This is a genomic window from Enterobacter sp. 22499, assembly GCF_052044815.1.
In the GTDB taxonomy this organism is placed as follows: Bacteria; Pseudomonadota; Gammaproteobacteria; order Enterobacterales; family Enterobacteriaceae; genus Enterobacter; species Enterobacter bugandensis.
Genome location: NZ_JBQENR010000002.1, coordinates 550,858 through 567,758, shown reverse-complemented (window position 1 = coordinate 567,758; position 16,901 = coordinate 550,858). Strand labels below are relative to the sequence as shown.

General features: G+C 56.9%; 16 protein-coding genes. 9 read left to right on the top strand and 7 right to left on the bottom strand.

All coding sequences use genetic code 11. The features are described from left to right. Positions 1–21: 21 nt before the first annotated feature. Both bcp and ACTJI7_RS10530 read right to left on the bottom strand, forming a co-directional pair. On the bottom strand, positions 22–492 hold the full coding sequence (gene bcp / locus ACTJI7_RS10535; RefSeq protein WP_014171119.1) for a thioredoxin-dependent thiol peroxidase: 471 nt from the start codon (positions 490–492) through the stop codon (positions 22–24). Beyond that, positions 492–1,061, bottom strand: coding sequence for a glycine cleavage system transcriptional repressor (locus ACTJI7_RS10530; RefSeq protein ID WP_028014022.1), 570 nt, complete (start codon positions 1,059–1,061; stop codon positions 492–494). Before ACTJI7_RS10530 ends, bcp begins: the two co-directional genes overlap by 1 nt. Positions 1,062–1,206: 145 nt before the next feature. Here ACTJI7_RS10530 and dapA point away from each other — a divergent pair, with 145 nt between their 5' ends. The 6 genes from dapA to ypfH all read left to right on the top strand — a co-directional run bounded on the left by dapA (position 1,207) and on the right by ypfH (position 7,664). Then, the gene (gene dapA, locus ACTJI7_RS10525) at positions 1,207–2,085 is read left to right on the top strand and encodes a 4-hydroxy-tetrahydrodipicolinate synthase (RefSeq protein WP_028014021.1); all 879 of its coding nucleotides are present in this window, start codon (positions 1,207–1,209) and stop codon (positions 2,083–2,085) included. Between the two features lie 16 nt (positions 2,086–2,101). Next, the gene (gene bamC, locus ACTJI7_RS10520; protein ID WP_028014020.1) at positions 2,102–3,136 is read left to right on the top strand and encodes an outer membrane protein assembly factor BamC; all 1,035 of its coding nucleotides are present in this window, start codon (positions 2,102–2,104) and stop codon (positions 3,134–3,136) included. A 109-nt stretch (positions 3,137–3,245) separates the two neighbouring features. Continuing rightward, complete coding sequence (purC, locus tag ACTJI7_RS10515; protein ID WP_023332985.1) at positions 3,246–3,959, top strand: phosphoribosylaminoimidazolesuccinocarboxamide synthase; 714 nt, start codon at positions 3,246–3,248, stop codon at positions 3,957–3,959. A 120-nt stretch (positions 3,960–4,079) separates the two neighbouring features. Next, positions 4,080–4,949, top strand: coding sequence for a KPN_02809 family neutral zinc metallopeptidase (ypfJ, locus tag ACTJI7_RS10510; protein ID WP_041908778.1), 870 nt, complete (start codon positions 4,080–4,082; stop codon positions 4,947–4,949). Further along, the gene (locus tag ACTJI7_RS10505; protein ID WP_440670277.1) at positions 4,949–6,895 is read left to right on the top strand and encodes a tRNA(Met) cytidine acetyltransferase TmcA; all 1,947 of its coding nucleotides are present in this window, start codon (positions 4,949–4,951) and stop codon (positions 6,893–6,895) included. Before ypfJ ends, ACTJI7_RS10505 begins: the two co-directional genes overlap by 1 nt. 73 nt (positions 6,896–6,968) lie before the next feature. Beyond that, positions 6,969–7,664 (top strand): esterase, encoded by a 696-nt coding sequence (gene ypfH, locus ACTJI7_RS10500; RefSeq protein WP_028014017.1) that lies wholly within the window; start codon positions 6,969–6,971, stop codon positions 7,662–7,664. A 38-nt stretch (positions 7,665–7,702) separates the two neighbouring features. Here ypfH and ACTJI7_RS10495 read toward each other — a convergent pair whose 3' ends face one another. The 3 genes from ACTJI7_RS10495 to ACTJI7_RS10485 are packed head-to-tail and all read right to left on the bottom strand — an operon-like array spanning position 7,703 to position 9,412. Beyond that, entirely contained in the window at positions 7,703–7,900 is a 198-nt protein-coding gene (locus ACTJI7_RS10495) for a YpfN family protein (protein ID WP_013098222.1), read from the bottom strand. 24 nt (positions 7,901–7,924) lie between these two features. Then, positions 7,925–9,052 (bottom strand): succinyl-diaminopimelate desuccinylase, encoded by a 1,128-nt coding sequence (dapE, locus tag ACTJI7_RS10490; protein WP_028014016.1) that lies wholly within the window; start codon positions 9,050–9,052, stop codon positions 7,925–7,927. A gap of 3 nt (positions 9,053–9,055) precedes the next feature. Further along, entirely contained in the window at positions 9,056–9,412 is a 357-nt protein-coding gene (locus tag ACTJI7_RS10485) for an ArsC family reductase (protein WP_193030364.1), read from the bottom strand. Between the two features lie 387 nt (positions 9,413–9,799). On the opposite strand from ACTJI7_RS10485, the gene ypfM reads away from it, so the two are divergent. Next, positions 9,800–9,859 (top strand): protein YpfM, encoded by a 60-nt coding sequence (gene ypfM, locus ACTJI7_RS10480; RefSeq protein WP_015572204.1) that lies wholly within the window; start codon positions 9,800–9,802, stop codon positions 9,857–9,859. Between the two features lie 108 nt (positions 9,860–9,967). Here the strand turns inward: ypfM and acrD are convergent, their stop codons facing one another. Together acrD and narQ are read right to left on the bottom strand one after the other, a co-directional pair. Continuing rightward, positions 9,968–13,081, bottom strand: coding sequence for a multidrug efflux RND transporter permease AcrD (acrD, locus tag ACTJI7_RS10475; protein WP_048999955.1), 3,114 nt, complete (start codon positions 13,079–13,081; stop codon positions 9,968–9,970). A 142-nt stretch (positions 13,082–13,223) separates the two neighbouring features. After that, positions 13,224–14,918, bottom strand: coding sequence for a nitrate/nitrite two-component system sensor histidine kinase NarQ (narQ, locus tag ACTJI7_RS10470; protein WP_126327182.1), 1,695 nt, complete (start codon positions 14,916–14,918; stop codon positions 13,224–13,226). Between the two features lie 236 nt (positions 14,919–15,154). Here narQ and nudK point away from each other — a divergent pair, with 236 nt between their 5' ends. Then, complete coding sequence (nudK, locus tag ACTJI7_RS10465; RefSeq protein ID WP_126327181.1) at positions 15,155–15,745, top strand: GDP-mannose pyrophosphatase NudK; 591 nt, start codon at positions 15,155–15,157, stop codon at positions 15,743–15,745. 109 nt (positions 15,746–15,854) lie between these two features. Continuing rightward, positions 15,855–16,898 (top strand): DUF1176 domain-containing protein, encoded by a 1,044-nt coding sequence (locus tag ACTJI7_RS10460; protein WP_041908786.1) that lies wholly within the window; start codon positions 15,855–15,857, stop codon positions 16,896–16,898. Positions 16,899–16,901 lie beyond the last annotated feature (3 nt).

The window sequence follows — 16,901 nt, the reverse complement described above, 5'->3', positions numbered from 1 at the left end:
GGGTTGCCGTTTTGCTGTTTATCAGGCGCTTTGTTTCAGCCAGTTCAACACCACGTCGTGGTGGTTGCTGGTTTTGAAGTCGTCAAACACATGTTCAACTTTACCGTCAGCGTCAATCAGGAAGCTGATGCGGTGAATGCCGTCGTAGGTTTTACCCATAAAGGTCTTTTCACCCCAGACGCCGAACTGCTCGCAGACCTGGTGGTCTTCGTCGGAAAGCAGCGTGAAGTTCAGCAGCTCTTTTTCCGCAAATCGTGACAGCTTTTCTGGTTTATCCGTGCTGATTCCCAGCACTTCCACGCCGACTTTCTTCAACTCGTCCATGTTGTCGCGTAAGCCGCAGGCCTGTACGGTGCAGCCGGGGGTCATGGCTTTCGGGTAGAAATAGACCAGAACACGCTGTCCCTGGAAGTCGGTCAAATTTACTTGCTCACCGTCTTGATCCGGTAAGCTAAATTTCGGTGCGATGTCACCGGCTTTCAGTGGATTCATTACTCAACTCCATCCTGTTCGTGCTGCGAATAATTGACGACGCTTATACTGCCCTGCGCGTTTAATTCTGTACAGAGGGCTTTGAACGCTTGCTCGATATTTGACGCATCCTGCGAGGCAGGGCTGTGTGCGGTAATTTGAATAAAGAGCGTGGGAACGGTGCTTTCGTCGCCCGGCTGCGTGCGGGAGACGAGTTCCGCAATGTTCATCTGATGGCTGTCGAACAGCGCGGTAAAGCGCTCAATCAGATGCGGAGAATCAGGGACTTCAACCTGCACCCAGACGGTCGCGGGCATGGCCGGACGCGGGCGTGCGGTGGTGCGCTTCATGACGATCAGCAAATCCAGCTCCGCGCCTTTCAGCGGCAGGGTGGATTCAATAAGGGTAATGGCATTCCATGTTCCGGACAGCAGCATGATAAACGTGAACTCTTCGCCGAGCATCGCCAGGCGGCTGTCTTCGATGTTACAGCCGCAGCTGCTCACGTGACGGGTGATGGTGTTCACGATACCCGGCCTGTCGGCACCCAGCGCGGTGATAACCAGGTAATGTTGTGATGAGGTTGTCAAACCTGTTCTTCCTTTGCATGGTTAAGTCTTCCTAAGGAAAGCATAAAAAAAACGTGCATACAACCGCCAGAGGGCCTCAGGTCGCTTGCTTTTATTACAGTTCCAAACGTACCATTGAGGCTCTTGTTCGCACAGAGGATGGCTCATGTTCACGGGAAGTATTGTCGCGCTTGTTACACCGATGGATGAAAAAGGTAATGTCTGCCGGTCCAGCATGAAAAAGCTGATTGATTACCATGTCGCCAATGGAACCTCGGCGATCGTTTCGGTAGGGACTACCGGTGAATCTGCAACGCTGAGCCACGAAGAGCACGGCGATGTGGTTATGCTGACCCTGGAACTGGCTGACGGACGTATTCCGGTCATTGCGGGGACAGGTGCTAATGCGACCGCAGAAGCGATCAGCCTGACCAAACGTTTTAACGACAGCGGCATCGTGGGCTGTCTGACGGTAACCCCTTACTACAACCGTCCTACTCAGGAAGGTTTGTTCCAGCACTTCAAAGCCATCGCTGAACATACTGACTTGCCACAAATTCTGTATAATGTGCCGTCCCGTACCGGCTGCGATATGCTGCCGGAAACCGTTGGTCGTCTCTCGGAAGTAAAAAATATTATCGGTATTAAAGAGGCGACAGGGAACTTAAGCCGCGTTCATCAGATCAAAGAGCTGGTTTCAGACGACTTTATCCTGTTGAGTGGTGATGATGCGACCTCGCTGGACTTTATGCAGCTTGGTGGTCATGGCGTGATCTCCGTAACGGCGAACGTTGCGGCGCGCGATATGGCTGAAATGTGCAAACTGGCCGCAGCCGGTCACTATAATGAAGCGCGTGTCATTAATCAGCGTCTGATGCCGTTGCACAATAAATTATTTGTCGAACCCAATCCGATCCCAGTGAAATGGGCGTGTAAGGAGTTGGGGCTTGTAGCATCCGATACGCTGCGTTTGCCAATGACACCGATTACCGACCACGGTCGCGACATCGTCAGGGCAGCGCTGAAGCATGCCGGTTTGCTGTAAAGTTTAGGGAGATTTGATGGCTTATTCAGTACAGAAGTCGCGCCTGGCGAAGGTTGCGAGTGTTTCGCTTGTTATGCTGCTCGCTGCCTGTAGTTCAGACTCGCGCTACAAGCGCCAGGTGAGCGGTGATGAATCCTATCTGGATGCGACCCCGCTTGCTGAACTTCATGCACCGGCTGGTATGATCCTGCCGATTCAAAACGGCGATTATAATATTCCCGTGACCAACGGCAGCGGCCTGGTTGGTAAAGCGCTTGATATTCGTCCGCCAGCACAGCCTCTGGCGCTGGTAAGCGGGGCGCGTACCCAGTTCACCGGTGATACGGCGTCTCTGCTGGTTGAAAGCGCGCGCGGAAGCAATCTGTGGCCACAGGTCGTCAGCGTTATTCAGGCGAAGAATTACACCATTGATAAGCGCGATGACGCCAGCCAGACGTTAACCACCGACTGGATCGAGTGGAACCGTCTTGATGAAGATCAGCAGTACCGTGGACGCTATCAGGTCTCCGTGAAACCACAGGGTTACCAGCAGGCAGTTAACGTTAAGCTGTTGAACCTGGAGCAGGCGGGTAAACCGGTTGCGGATGCCGCCTCTATGCAGCGTTACAGCACTGAAATGCTGAACGTGATCGCCGCAGGTCTGGATAAGACCGCTACCGATGCCGCGAACGCCGCGCAGAACCGTAACGGCGTCACGTACGACGTTCAGAGCGGCGCGGATGACACCGGCCTGCCAATGCTGGTGGTGCGTGCACCGTTTAACCAGACCTGGCAGCGCCTGCCAGCGACGCTGGAAAAAGTGGGCATGAAAGTGACCGACAGCACCCGTTCAACCGGCAGCATGACGGCGACCTATAAGCCGCTGTCCGACAGCGCGTGGCAGGAACTGGGCGCCAAAGATCCTCAGCTTGCCTCCGGTGATTACAAGATTCAGGTAGGTGACCTCGATAACCGCAGCAGCCTGCAGTTTATCGATCCAAAAGGTCACACGCTGACCCAAGCGCAGAACGATGCGCTGGTCGCTGTCTTCCAGGCAGCATTCAGCAAATAAATACGAGGGCGGGTTAATCCCGCCCTTTTTATTTTCGTGCTACGCAAACGTGTGCGTGGCATAATATACCCCGTTTTGAACGCAAATTATCACACCAGGAGTAATGAAGATGCAGAAGCAAGCTGAGTTGTATCGTGGCAAAGCGAAGACCGTATACAGCACGGAGAACCCGGATCTGTTGGTGCTCGAGTTCCGCAATGATACGTCAGCAGGGGATGGCGCACGCATTGAGCAGTTCGATCGTAAAGGCATGGTGAACAACAAGTTCAACCACTTCATTATGACCAAACTGGCCGAAGCGGGTATCCCGACCCAGATGGAAGCGTTGCTGTCCGATACGGAATGTCTGGTGAAAAAACTGGATATGGTTCCGGTTGAGTGCGTGATTCGTAACCGTGCGGCAGGCTCCCTGGTGAAGCGTCTGGGCATTGAAGAAGGTATTGAGCTGAATCCACCGCTGTTCGACCTGTTCCTGAAAAACGATGCCATGCACGACCCAATGGTCAACGAATCCTACTGCGAAACCTTCGGCTGGGTGAGCAAAGAGAACCTGGCGCGCATGCAGGAACTGACCTACAAAGCCAACGACGTGCTGAAAAAGCTGTTTGATGACGCGGGCCTGATCCTCGTCGACTTCAAGCTGGAGTTTGGTCTGTTCAAAGGTGAAGTGGTGCTGGGCGACGAGTTCTCCCCGGACGGCAGCCGCCTGTGGGATAAAGAAACCCTGGATAAAATGGACAAAGACCGTTTCCGTCAGAGCCTGGGTGGCCTGATTGAAGCGTACGAGGCGGTAGCTCACCGTTTAGGCGTTAAGCTCGACTAAGTTCCTCAGTTGCCAAAGGATGTTCGCATCCTTTGGCGTCTTACCTTTGTTTCCTATGGTAATCTTGCCGTTAACCGCCTACGATCATAGCTATTATTAATGGAATAGTTCGAGGTGGTTATGCGCTGGCAAGGGCGTCGTGAAAGTGACAATGTAGAAGACAGACGCAGTGATGGTGGCGGCGGTCCTTCAATGGGCGGGCCCGGCTTCCGCTTACCCAGCGGCAAGGGCGGTATCATCCTGCTGATTGTGGTGCTGGTCGCAGGTTACTACGGGGTCGACCTCACCGGTCTGATGACCGGTCAACCGCTGCAGCAGCAACAGCATTCTCAGCGCTCCATCAGCCCGAATGAAGATGAAGCGGCCAAATTTACCTCCGTTATTCTCGCCACAACTGAAGACACCTGGAGTCAGCAGTTCGAGAAGATGGGGCGCACCTACCAGCAGCCTAAGCTGGTGATGTACCGGGGCGCAACCCGCACCGGATGCGGTACCGGGCAATCTGTGATGGGGCCGTTCTACTGCCCGGCAGACGGCACCGTCTATATCGATCTCTCTTTTTACGATGACATGAAACGCAAGCTTGGCGCTGACGGTGATTTTGCTCAGGGCTACGTTATCGCGCATGAAGTCGGCCATCACGTGCAAAAGCTGCTGGGGATTGAGCCCAAAGTGCGCCAGCTTCAGCAGAACGCGTCTCAGGCCGAAGTGAACCGCCTTTCCGTCAAAATGGAACTGCAGGCGGACTGCTTCGCGGGCGTCTGGGGCCACAGCATGCAGCAGCAGGGCGTGCTGGAATCCGGGGATCTTGAAGAGGCATTAAACGCGGCTGAGGCCATCGGCGATGACCGTTTGCAGCAGCAGAGCCAGGGCCATGTCGTGCCGGACAGTTTCACTCACGGTACGTCACAGCAGCGCTACAGCTGGTTCAAGCGCGGCTTTGACAGCGGCGATCCGGCCCAGTGTAATACCTTCGGCAAAGCCATGTGATGGTGTCGTTTGAACATCTGACGCGCGAGCTTGAGCGTACCGGGCACCGCCGTCTGGTGGTGCTCACTGGCGATGAACAATGGACGTTGAGCCAGGCGGCTGGCCTGCGTGATGCCTTTCCGGGAGACTGGCTGTGGCTGGAGGAGAATCCCTCAAAAGCCGTTAGCGGGCTGCTGGGACGCGAATATCTGCACGCCGTTTTTGACGCGCGTGCCGGGTTTGATGTTTCAGCCTTTGCCGCACTCAGCGGGACGCTGCGCGCCGGAAGCCTGCTGGTGCTGCTGGTGCCGCCTCTCGCTGACTGGGCCGACAGGCCCGACGGCGATTCCGTGCGCTGGAGCGACAGCGCGGAACCCATCGCCACCCCGCGCTTCGTTCACCATTTTTGCCGGACCCTTGCCGCCGATGCGGATGCGATCGTCTGGCAACAGCATCGTCCTCTCTCTCTTCCCGCTGCGCCGGATTCGCCCGCCTGGCAGCCAGCCAGCGGCGAGCCGCAGCGCGAGCAGGCGGAGATCCTCGACGCGCTTCTGACCATGCCTGCGGGCGTCGCTGCCGTGACGGCGCCGCGGGGGCGCGGAAAGTCAGCCCTGGCGGGGATGCTGCTCAACAGCATTCAGGGGAGTGCGGTGGTCACTGCACCGGCCAAAGGGGCAACGGATGTCATTGCGCGCTTCGCTGGCGAGCGTTTTCACTTTATGGCCCCGGATGTGCTGCTGGCCTCCACCACAGAAGCCGACTGGCTGATTGTTGATGAAGCCGCAGCCATCCCCGGCCCGCTGCTGGACAAGCTGGTGTCGCGCTTTCCCCGCGTGTTGCTGACCACCACTGTCCAGGGTTATGAAGGCACGGGCAGGGGGTTTCTGCTTAAGTTCTGCGCCCGGTTCAGCGGGCTGCGGCGTTATACCTTATCCACCCCCATTCGCTGGGCGGCCGGGTGTCCGCTTGAGCGGATAGTGGCGAATACGCTGCTGTTTGACGACGCGCTTATTGACCGCAAACCGGAAGGTGACGTGCGTATACGGTTGCTGGAGCCGCGGATGTGGGAGAGCGACCCGGCGCGCGTGGCAAGCGTGTATGAACTGCTGTGTGCCGCGCACTACCGGACGTCCCCGCTCGATTTACGCCGGATGATGGATGCCCCCGGCCAGCACTTTGCGGTTGCACACGCGGGGGCGGATATGGCGGGCGCGCTCTGGCTGGTGGAAGAGGGGGGATTGCCCCCCGATCTGAGCCGCGCGGTGTGGGCGGGCTTTCGTCGTCCTCGCGGGAACCTTGTGGCGCAGTCACTGGCGGCGCACGGCGGGTCGCCTCTCGCGGCGACGCTGAAGGGGCGGCGGATTAGCCGCATTGCGGTGCATCCCCACCGTCAACGGGAAGGCATCGGCCAGCGGCTTATTCGCAGCGTCAGCGGTGAAGATTATCTCTCGGTAAGCTTTGGCTATACCGACGAGCTGTGGCGTTTCTGGCGGCAGTGCGGCTTTGTGCTGGTGCGAATGGGCAGCCATCGGGAAGCCAGCAGCGGGTGCTACACGGCGATGGCCTTATTGCCGCATAGCGAGGCCGGGCACCGCCTGTGCGCGCAGGAGCACCAGCGCCTGTGTCGTGATATGCGCGTTCTTTCAGCCTGGAACGGTGAAAAGATCCCGGTGACCGATGCCTGGGAAGCTACCCTTAATAGTGACGACTGGCTGGAGCTGGCGGGGTTTGCCTTTGCGCACCGGGCGTTTTCAACCTCGGTTGCTGCCCTGACGCGGCTGGTGTTAGCTACAGACATGCCGCTTCCGGCGCTGCGCGGGAAAATAGAGGGTAAGACGGAGGAGATGGGGCGAAAAGCGCTGCTGGCTAAACTGCGGAGTGAAACCGCGCAAGCGCTTGAGAGCCTTGATTATTCCCGCTGCCAACAGCTGAAAGCCGACATTTTGCAATGGCAATTTTTTCAATGACTTCTTCAGTAAAGTGGCATGGTCATTACCCCGCAGAGGCGTAAAATCCTGCTCATCAATTAAGGAGACCGCCATGAAACACGACCATTTTGTTGTTCAAAGCCCTGACAAACCGGCTAAACAGTTACTGCTCCTGTTTCATGGCGTGGGCGATAATGCCGTCAATATGGGACAGATTGGCCGCTGGTTTGCGCCCGTTTTTCCGGAAGCACTGATCGTCAGCATCGGCGGCGTGGAGCCGTGCGGTCCAGACGGACGGCAGTGGTTCCCGGTTCAGGGCGTGACGGAGGAGAACCGTCAGGCGCGCATTGATGCGATCATGCCCACGTTTATCGACATCGTGCGCTACTGGCAGCAGCAGAGCGGCGTAGGCGCTGACGCAACGGCGCTGATTGGCTTCTCGCAGGGGTCAATCATGTCGCTGGAAAGCGTAAAAGCGCAGCCCGGTCTGGCTTCACGCGTCATCGCTTTTAACGGGCGTTATGCAACGTTACCGACAAGCGCGACCACGCAGACCACCATCCATCTCATTCACGGTGGTGAAGATCGGGTGATTGAGCTTTCGCATGCGGTAGCTGCCCAGGAAGCGCTGGTGCGTGAGGGCGGGGATGTGACGCTGGATATTGTTGACGATCTGGGCCACGCGATCGACGACCGCAGCATGCAGTTTGCGCTCGACCATCTGCGCTATACCGTGCCGAAGCACTACTTTGATGAAGCGCTCAGCGGCGGTAAGCCGAATGATGATGATATTGTTGAATTTATGTGAGGTTATCCCCTCTCCACAGGAGAGGGGATACAGACCGATTACTTCTTCTGGTCTTTCTTCGGCCAGTCGTCGTCATCGTCCCACTTGTCGTTAAAATCACGGTGCGGCGGGAGATCCGGCTTATTCGCGAGAAACTTTTTGTGGTCAACGCGCTTAAGGTCTTTAATCACGTTCAGCAGTACGCCGACCAGAAACACCAGCACCAGAATCCACCAGTACTTTGCAAGCCAATCCATTCGCTATTCCTCTCTGAGCGCTCGTCAGGCGACGAGTTGCTCCATAATACGTTGATACATGCGGGCCAGCAGTTGTAAATCGGCTGCGTTCACACACTCGTTGATTTTGTGAATCGTCGCGTTAACCGGACCCAGTTCGACAACCTGTGCACCCATGCGGGCGATAAAGCGTCCGTCTGAGGTGCCGCCCGTTGTCAGCAGCTGCGGCTTAATTTCATTATAGTGCTCAATGGCGTTCACCACCGCATCCACCAGCTTGCCGCGCTGCGTCAGGAACGGCTGGCCGGAAAGCCACCAGTCAACGGTGTAGCGCAGGTTGTATTTTTCCAGCAGAGCGACAACGCGCGCTTTGATCGTCTCGTCGGTCAGTTCGGTACTGAAGCGGAAGTTGAACTGGACGAAGAAATCTCCCGGGATGACGTTGTTACTGCCGGTTCCGGCCTTGACGTTGGCGATCTGCATGCTGGTCGGCGGGAAGAACTCGTTGCCTTTATCCCACTCGATGCCTACCAGTTCGTTCAGCATTGGCGCGGCGCGGTGGACCGGGTTATCGGCCAGATGCGGGTAGGCCACATGCCCCTGAACCCCATGTATGGTCAGGTTACAGGTCAGCGAGCCGCGGCGACCATTTTTGACGACATCACCCACCACTTCGGTACTGGACGGCTCGCCGACCAGACAGTAGTCAAGACGTTCATTGCGCGCCATCAGCGCCTCAACGACCTTCACGGTACCGTTATGGGCGCTGGCTTCTTCATCGGAGGTGATCAAGAACGCGAGACGGTTTTTGTGGTTCGGATGCTGAGCCACAAAGCGCTCTGCCGCCACAACCATCGCCGCCAGCGAGCCTTTCATGTCAGCCGCGCCGCGGCCGAAGAGCATGCCATCGCGGATGGTCGGCTCAAACGGCGGATTAATCCAGCGATCAGCGTCACCCGCGGGAACGACGTCAGTGTGCCCGGCAAAGGCCAGCGTTTCGCCCTGGCCACGCCACGCCCAGAAGTTCTGGGTGTCGCCAAAATCCATGCGCTCAACGGTAAAACCGATGGCGCGCAGGCGCTCAATCATTAATGCCTGACAACCTGCGTCGTCCGGGCTAAGGGAGGGACGGCGAATAAGCTGTTGAGTCAGCTCAATGACCGGGCATGACATACACTACACCTCTACGAAAAAGTCAGAATAAAGGGTTTCACTGAAACCCAGCAGCATAGGCTGACCTGGCTTGCAGAGCAATGGGCGTTTGATAATTGCCGGCATGTCGAGCATCAACTTTGCCGCGCTGTCGGCGTCAACGATGCTGGCGCGCACGGATTCGTCCAGCTTACGCCAGGTGGTGCCGCGGGTGTTCAGCAGCGCTTCCCATCCCAGTTCGTTAATGGCGGTATGCAGAAATTCTTCATCAAGCCCGTCGGCACGATAATCGTGGAAGCGGTACTCGACGTTATTAGTTTCCAGCCAGCGGCGTGCTTTTTTGATGGTGTCGCAATTTTTAATGCCGTACATCACAACCATGTTGAATCCTTTTGCTCTTATGGCGATTAAACGTTCAGTAAATTCGAAGATATATCTTTAGGTGGAATATAACACACTCAGGAATGCTCTGGATTTATACTTCTTCTTAATTCAACTCACACTTGTACGCTGAATATACTTTCACCATTTAAGCATAGATGTCCACCGTGTTTAAATTCTGAATAAACTCAGCGCGTAAAATAAAACTCACCCGTTCGTAGGGTTATTTCAAAATGTTGCTGGCCGTCACACAAAATTTAAACTCCTCCGTTCATATTTATCATAAATCCCCAACGGTGGCGGGGTACAATCACAGCGATTGGTTAAACAGTCTTCACAATGATGATACGTTTTCGTAGAATGCGCATAATAATAAGAGAGGTTGTTATGATTGAACGTGAACTGGGGAACTGGAAAGATTTTATCGAAGGCATGCTTCGTAAATGACATTCAGTAAGAATTGCAAGAGCACTAAAATAAGTAAAATAACCATAGTGTGAATTAATCACACAATAAAAAGGCGGCCGATTAAGCCGCCTTTTTTATGACTGCGGGTTATTCCTGTCGCTCCCGGAGCGGGAAGCGACGACGCACCAGCACAAAGAACAGCGGCACAAAATAAATCGCCAGGATGGTGGCCGAAATCATCCCCCCCATGACGCCGGTACCCACCGCATGCTGGCTGCTTGAGCCTGCACCCGTGCTGGTTGCCATCGGCAGTACGCCAAAAATAAACGCCAGTGAGGTCATCAGGATCGGACGTAGGCGCTGGCGGCAGGCGTGCAGCGTGGCGGCCATCAGCTCGTGGCCTTTGGCATTCATCTCGTTGGCAAACTCAACGATCAGAATGGCGTTTTTCGCCGACAAGCCGATCACCGTAAGTAGCCCCACCTGGAAGTAAACGTCGTTCTCCAGACCGCGCATCCAGGTCGCCAGCAGCGCACCGATAACCCCAAGCGGCACCACCAGCATGACCGAGAACGGAACCGACCAGCTCTCATACAGCGCGGCAAGGCAGAGGAAGACCACCAGCAAAGAAAGCGCATAGAGGGCAGGAGCCTGCGCCCCGGAGAGGCGTTCCTGGTAAGACATGGCCGTCCATTCCAGACCAAAACCGGCAGGTAACTGCTGCACCAGTTTTTCCATGGTGTCCATGGCGGTACCGGTGCTGACGCCCGGCGCGGCTTCCCCGACGATTTCAACTGCCGAATAGCCGTTATAGCGCTCCAGGCGCGGCGAACCGCTCTCCCAGCGCGAGGTGGCAAAGGCGGAGAAGGGGACCATCCCGCCAGAATTATTGCGTACAAACCAGCGATTAATATCATCCGGCAACATGCGGAACGGCGCGGCTGCCTGGACATACACTTTTTTCACGCGGCCGCGATCCATAAAGTCATTTACGTAGCTTGAGCCCCATGCGGTTTGCAGGGTGTCGTTGATATCCTCGATCGACACGCCCAGCGCCTGCGCCTTACGCTGGTCGATATCCACCTGAAGCTGCGGGCTGTCGTCAAGACCGTTGTGACGAACGCGGGTCAGGCCGGGATCTTTCCCTGCTAGTTCTAGCAGCTTATCGCGCGCGGCCATCAGGGCCGAGTGGCCCGCGCCGGCGTGATCCTGCAGCTCCATATCAAACCCGGCGGAACTGCCCAGGCCGCTGATCGCGGGCGGGCTGCTGGCAAAGACGCGCGCCTCTTTAATGCGGGCAAACGCTTTGGTCGCGCGTTCGATGATGGCGAACGAGGTTCCCGTTCTGGCATCGCGTTCGTCCCAGTCTTTCAGGCGGACAAACATGCGGGCGACGTTCTGCCCGTTCCCGCCCGGGCCGGAGCCGACGGTAGAGAAGACCGAAACAACGTTATTTTTCTCTTTGGTGAAGAAGTACTGCTCAACGTTCTGAACCACCTTTAGCGTCTGCTGCTGGGTGGATCCGCTCGGGAGCTGCACCGAGGTGATGAACATCCCCCGGTCTTCCTGCGGCAGGAACGAGGTGGGAAGATGCAGGAACAGCCACACCATGCCGCCCAGCAGCACAACGTAAATCATCATCCAGCGCAGGCTGCGGTGTAGCACTTTACCGACGGCAGATTCATACCGCTCGGCGTTGCGGTTGAACATGCGGTTAAACCAGCCGAAGAACCCTTTCTGGCCGTGATGTTCCCCTTTGTGCAGCGGCTTAAGGAGGGTGGCGCAGAGCGCGGGAGTGAGGATCAGCGCCACCAGCACGGAGAGCACCATCGCCGAGACGATGGTGATTGAGAACTGACGGTAAATCGCCCCGGTTGTACCGCCAAAGAAGGCCATCGGGATAAAGACCGCCGACAGCACCATCGCGATACCGACCAACGCCCCCTGAATTTGTCCCATCGATTTACGCGTCGCCTGACGCGGGGAAAGCCCCTCTTCGCTCATGATGCGCTCGACGTTTTCGACCACCACGATAGCATCGTCCACCAGCAGGCCAATCGCCAGCACCATGGCAAACATCGTCAGGGTGTTGATGCTGTAGCCGAACGCGTAAAGCACCGCAAAGGTGCCCAGCAGCACCACCGGGACGGCAATGGTGGGGATCAGCGTTGCGCGGAAGTTTTGCAGGAACAGGTACATGACCAGGAACACCAGGGCGATCGCTTCCAGCAGGGTTTTGACTACGTCCTCAATCGAGGCTTTAACGAAGGAGGTGGTTTCATAGGCGACTTTGTACTCCAGCCCGTGCGGGAAATACTGCGACAGCTCATCCAGACGGTCCAATACCAGCTTCGCCGTCGCCATTTCGTTTGCGCCGGAGGCCAGCTTAATTCCCAGTCCAGAGGCCGGGTTGCCGTTAAAGCGGCTCAGGTAATCGTATTTCTCCGCACCCATTTCCACCTTAGCAACGTCGCCCAGACGCACTTCTGAGCCATCCTGATTCACGCGCAAGGTGATGTTGCGGAACTGGTCCGGGGTCTGAAGCAGAGATTGCGAATTAATGGTGGCGTTCAGGGCCTGTTTATCGACGGAAGGCGTGCCTCCCAGTTGCCCCACGGCAATTTGGGCGTTCTGGGCTTTGATGGCGTCCGTCACGTCGGTCGCCGTCATCTGATAGCTGTTCAGCTTGTTGGGATCGAGCCAGATACGCATCGAGTACTGTGAGCCGTAGGCGTCGATATCCCCCACGCCGTTAATACGGCTGAGCGGGTCCTGAATATTACTGGCGACGTAGTCCGCAATGTCCTGTTTATCCATTGAGCCATCGGTGGAGACAAACGCGATGGTCAGAATGTTGGTATCACCGGTTTTACGCACGGTGACGCCCTGGTTCTGCACGGCCTGGGGCAATTTACGCATGGCCGACTGCAGCTGGTTTTGTACCTGCTGTACCGCTTCGTCCGGGTCGGTGCCCGCCTCAAAGCTCAGGGTAACCGTGGCCTGTCCCGTGGCGCTGCTTTGGGAGGACATGTACATCAGATTATCCAGACCCGTCATGTTCTGCTCGATAACCTGCGTCACGGTATTTTCCAGCGTTTGTGCGGACGCGCCGGGGTAGTTTGCTGTGACACGCACGTTAGGCGGTGCCAGATCGGGATATTGCTCAACGGGAAGAGAAGTAATCGCCAGGACACCTGTCAGACACAACAGGATGGCAAGCACCCAGGCAAAAATGGGGCGATCGATGAAAAAATTCGCCATGAAAGTGTGACCTCGTTTTGCTGCACGTCATTATTGTTTATTGCCCGCATCACTTTAGCGGTAAGGCCCAGGCCAAACGTGGAGAAATAAAGGAGATAATGTAAATTATCATGCGCTTTTCCCGGCGCTTCCCCCTTTACCGTTATTTACCTGTTAACGGCGTGGGTGCGGGGAACGTCACGCTGACCTGCGTGCCGCCGTTTTGCGGCTGCGAGAAGTGCAGCATTCCGCCGAGCCGTTGCGCGCGTTCTCGCATAATGTTCAACCCGTAGTGTCCCGGCGGCTCGCTGGCCTCGCCAATCCCGATGCCGTTGTCGCGAATGCTGACGCTGTGCGTGCCGTCCACGGCGGTCACGCAGCTGACGGTGATCTCGCTGGCCTGCGCGTGCTTAATCGCATTCAGGACGGCCTCCCGCACGATCTGTAGCAAATGCACTTGCTTCTGCGCGTCAAGCGCCAGGGTGGAGAGGCGGCAGTCGAGGTGCAGCTTCGCCTGCGTCTGGCTCTGCAGGGCATCGAGGGACTCCTGCAGCGCCGCGGGTAAATTCGCATGGTTTAGCGTCAGGCGGAAGGTTGTCAGCAGCTCGCGCAGCTGCTGCCAGGCGTTGTTCAGCTCGCGGGAGAAGTCGGTGATGATCGTCTGCGCGGAGGCATTTTCCGCCGGCACGGCGTGTTTAAGCAGCGTGAGCTGGATCCGCAGATAGGAGAGTACCTGCGCCAGCGAATCATGCAGCTCGCGGGCGATGGTGGCGCGCTCCTCCATCAGCAGCAGCTGCTGGTAATGCTTCTGCGCCTGGTTAAAGTACAGCCCACGTCCGAGCATGGTCGCCACGCTTCTCATCAGCGGAAGAGGAACGCTGCCCGTCTCGCTTTGCCAGCGCAGCTCGCCGTAGAGGGTATCCTGCATCAGCACCGGCAGGGTTTGCAGAGAAATGCCGCTCACCTCTGTTCCTTCACACAGCCGCCAGTCGTCGCTGGTGCGTAGCTCCAGGTAATTCATCTGCGTGTATTCATGCACAATCTGCAAAATATGCCGGAAGCACAGGCTGTCTATCTGCCCGGTATTCAGCGCCTGGGAGCATTTGAACAGCATGTCGAGCTGCTGGTGGGCTTCATGCAAATGCCGCGTCTTTTCCGCGACGGAGGCTTCGAGCGACCGATAGAGAGTATGTAGCTCGCCCGACATATGGTTGAAGGCGCGGGAGAGCTGGCCCAGCTCGTTGGGGAGCGCGGTGTCCGGCGCCGGGGTGGTAAATTCCCCTCGCTCAATGCGTTCGCTGGCGGCCACCAGGTTGTTCAGCGGCAACACCACCTGGCGACGGATGCGCCGCAGGGTAAACAGCGTCAGCAGCAGGATCCCGAGCGCGCCAGCCAGAGAGAGGAGGGTCACCGTCTGGATTTTATTTTCGGTGTAGTGCTGGAGGGCGAGCACAAAGGCATCAATGCGGCCGACAAAATCCTCAATGTGAGCGTCATACCATGCGCTGTCGCCGCGGGCGATGTGCTTGTCCATGTCCAGCCAGGCCACATGCAGCTGCTGATAGCGCGCCTTGACGTTGTCCGGGACGTACCAGCGGTTCAGCTTCTCCAGGGAAGGCGCGCTTAACGTTCGCTGCCAGTTCTCACGATGCGCCATAAGGGAGGGGCTGTTGCGCTGCATCTCGTAGCCGAGGCGGTAGCTCTGCATGCGCAGCGAGCCCGCAATGTTGATAGCTTCGGCGTCACGCTGGCTGCTGGCAAGCGTCAGCAGCGCGACGGTGCTGGTCAGCACGGACAGGGCAATGATCGAAAAGAAAGCCCAGGCAAGGCTTCCGGAAACGGGGCGTTTAACGGTCACGGAACGGATCTCTGCATAAAATGGCTCAGCCACAGGTCATGGGCAGTTGTACATTGCCTGATAACGCAGTAGCGAGCAAATAGCTTATTCATACTAAAGATAAGGTTATTGATCCAAAAGCCGCTTTGGGCATTAACCTGAAATCTGGCGAGAAGTAACGCGCCGTTTGAGCCGACGGACGACAAAGCGGGCTTCACGGGGTAGTATAAACAGACTCATTTAGCCGTGGAGCCCGTATGTCCCTGAACATTACCGTTATCAAAGACAAAATCCTTTCTGAAAATTACTTTGTCCTGCGTAACATCACTTACGATTTAACCCGTAAGAACGGTGACGTGATTCGCCACAAACGCGAAGTCTACGACCGGGGCAATGGCGCAACCATTCTGCTGTATAACCGTGAAAAGCAAAGCGTGGTGCTGATTCGCCAGTTTCGGGTCGCGACCTGGGTCAACGGCAATGAGGACGGGCGCCTGATTGAAACCTGCGCCGGCCTGCTTGATGACGATGAGCCGGAAGTCTGCATCCGCAAGGAGGCCGTTGAGGAGACCGGTTTTGAAGTGGGGGAGGTGCAAAAAGTCTTTGAGCTTTTCATGTCCCCTGGCGGGGTGACCGAGCTGGTCCATTTCTTCATTGCGGAATACACCGATGCCCAGCGCACGCATCGCGGCGGCGGCGTGGAGGATGAAGACATTGAAGTGCTGGAAATGCCTTTCACTCAGGCCGTTGAGATGGTGAAAAGCGGCGAGATCCGCGACGGTAAAGCGGTGATCCTGTTACAGTATCTGCAAACCAGCGGCTTAATGAACCCTAAACCGATGTCGTGATAACGTGTATTTCAGATAAATCTATCCGATAAATCCGATTGAGCCCGCCCGCCCTGGGCACGAAGATACGCCCCAGATTGACCTTTTCGTTTCCGGGGCTGTGCCATTCATGCGCTACTGCGTTTTGCTTCTCTTCTTTTTCTGCGTGCTACCCGCGCCTCTGGTGTGGGCTGCGCCCGCGCAGCAGTCTTTTTCAGACTGGCAGGTTACCTGCAATAACCAGAATTTTTGTGTTGCCCGGAATACCGGCGAGCATCGCGGTCTGGTCATGACGCTGAGCCGTAGCGCAGGCGCGAAAACGGACGCCAGCCTGCGCATCGATCTCGGCGGGCTTTCGGCCCCGCCGGTTAAAGAGCCTGACATTGCCCCGCGCCTGCTGCTCGACAACGTTCCGTTAAAGCTCAATTCGCAGCACTGGCAGTTAACCCCCTGGCATCTCAAAACTGACGATGCGGGTACCATCACCACGTTTCTGAAAACCATTCAGGAAGGGCAGGCGCTGACCCTGCGCGGGGGGAAGCAGACGATCTCGCTGGTCGGTCTGAAGGCGGCTCTGCTGTTTATCGACGCCCAGCAGAAGCGCGTTGGCAGCGAAACGGCATGGATTAAAAAAGGGGATAGCCCGCCGCTGAGCGTGCCTCCTGCACCGGCATTAAAAAAGGTGGCCGTGGTGAACCCGACGCCGACGCCGCTGACGCATAGCGAGCTGAACGATCTGCTGGATTATGGGACGTGGCGGATGAACAACAGTCAGTGCTCGCTGGATCCTAACCGTCGTGAAGTACGCGTCACTGCATTAACGGATGACAAAGCGCTGTTGATCGTCAGCTGTGAAGCGGGGGCCTATAACACGGTCGATCTGGCGTGGCAGGTCTCGCGTAAAAAACCGTTCGCCGCCCGTAGCGTCAGGTTACGTCTGCCGTTCACCCCCTCCAGCCAGAGCAGCGACATGGAGCTGATGAACGCCCGCTTCGATGAGAAAACGCGCGAGTTGACGACGCTGGCGCTGGGACGCGGTATTGGAGACTGCGGGATCCAGACGCGCTGGCGTTTTGATGGCCAGCGCTTCCGCCTGGTGCGCTACGCGGAAGAGCCAAGCTGTGATAGCTGGAATGGGCCAGACGCCTGGCCCACGCTGTGGATCACTCGCTAGTTT

Bases quoted from the DNA above. Each gene is read 5' to 3' on its own strand.
- bcp (WP_014171119.1), bottom strand. From the start codon at position 492: ATGAATCCACTGAAAGCCGGTGACATCGCACCGAAATTTAGCTTACCG.
- dapA (WP_028014021.1), top strand. From the start codon at position 1,207: ATGTTCACGGGAAGTATTGTCGCGCTTGTTACACCGATGGATGAAAAA.
- bamC (WP_028014020.1), top strand. From the start codon at position 2,102: ATGGCTTATTCAGTACAGAAGTCGCGCCTGGCGAAGGTTGCGAGTGTT.
- purC (WP_023332985.1), top strand. From the start codon at position 3,246: ATGCAGAAGCAAGCTGAGTTGTATCGTGGCAAAGCGAAGACCGTATAC.
- ypfJ (WP_041908778.1), top strand. From the start codon at position 4,080: ATGCGCTGGCAAGGGCGTCGTGAAAGTGACAATGTAGAAGACAGACGC.
- ACTJI7_RS10505 (WP_440670277.1), top strand. From the start codon at position 4,949: ATGGTGTCGTTTGAACATCTGACGCGCGAGCTTGAGCGTACCGGGCAC.
- ypfH (WP_028014017.1), top strand. From the start codon at position 6,969: ATGAAACACGACCATTTTGTTGTTCAAAGCCCTGACAAACCGGCTAAA.
- ACTJI7_RS10495 (WP_013098222.1), bottom strand. From the start codon at position 7,900: ATGGATTGGCTTGCAAAGTACTGGTGGATTCTGGTGCTGGTGTTTCTG.
- dapE (WP_028014016.1), bottom strand. From the start codon at position 9,052: ATGTCATGCCCGGTCATTGAGCTGACTCAACAGCTTATTCGCCGTCCC.
- ACTJI7_RS10485 (WP_193030364.1), bottom strand. From the start codon at position 9,412: ATGGTTGTGATGTACGGCATTAAAAATTGCGACACCATCAAAAAAGCA.
- acrD (WP_048999955.1), bottom strand. From the start codon at position 13,081: ATGGCGAATTTTTTCATCGATCGCCCCATTTTTGCCTGGGTGCTTGCC.
- nudK (WP_126327181.1), top strand. From the start codon at position 15,155: ATGTCCCTGAACATTACCGTTATCAAAGACAAAATCCTTTCTGAAAAT.
- ACTJI7_RS10460 (WP_041908786.1), top strand. From the start codon at position 15,855: ATGCGCTACTGCGTTTTGCTTCTCTTCTTTTTCTGCGTGCTACCCGCG.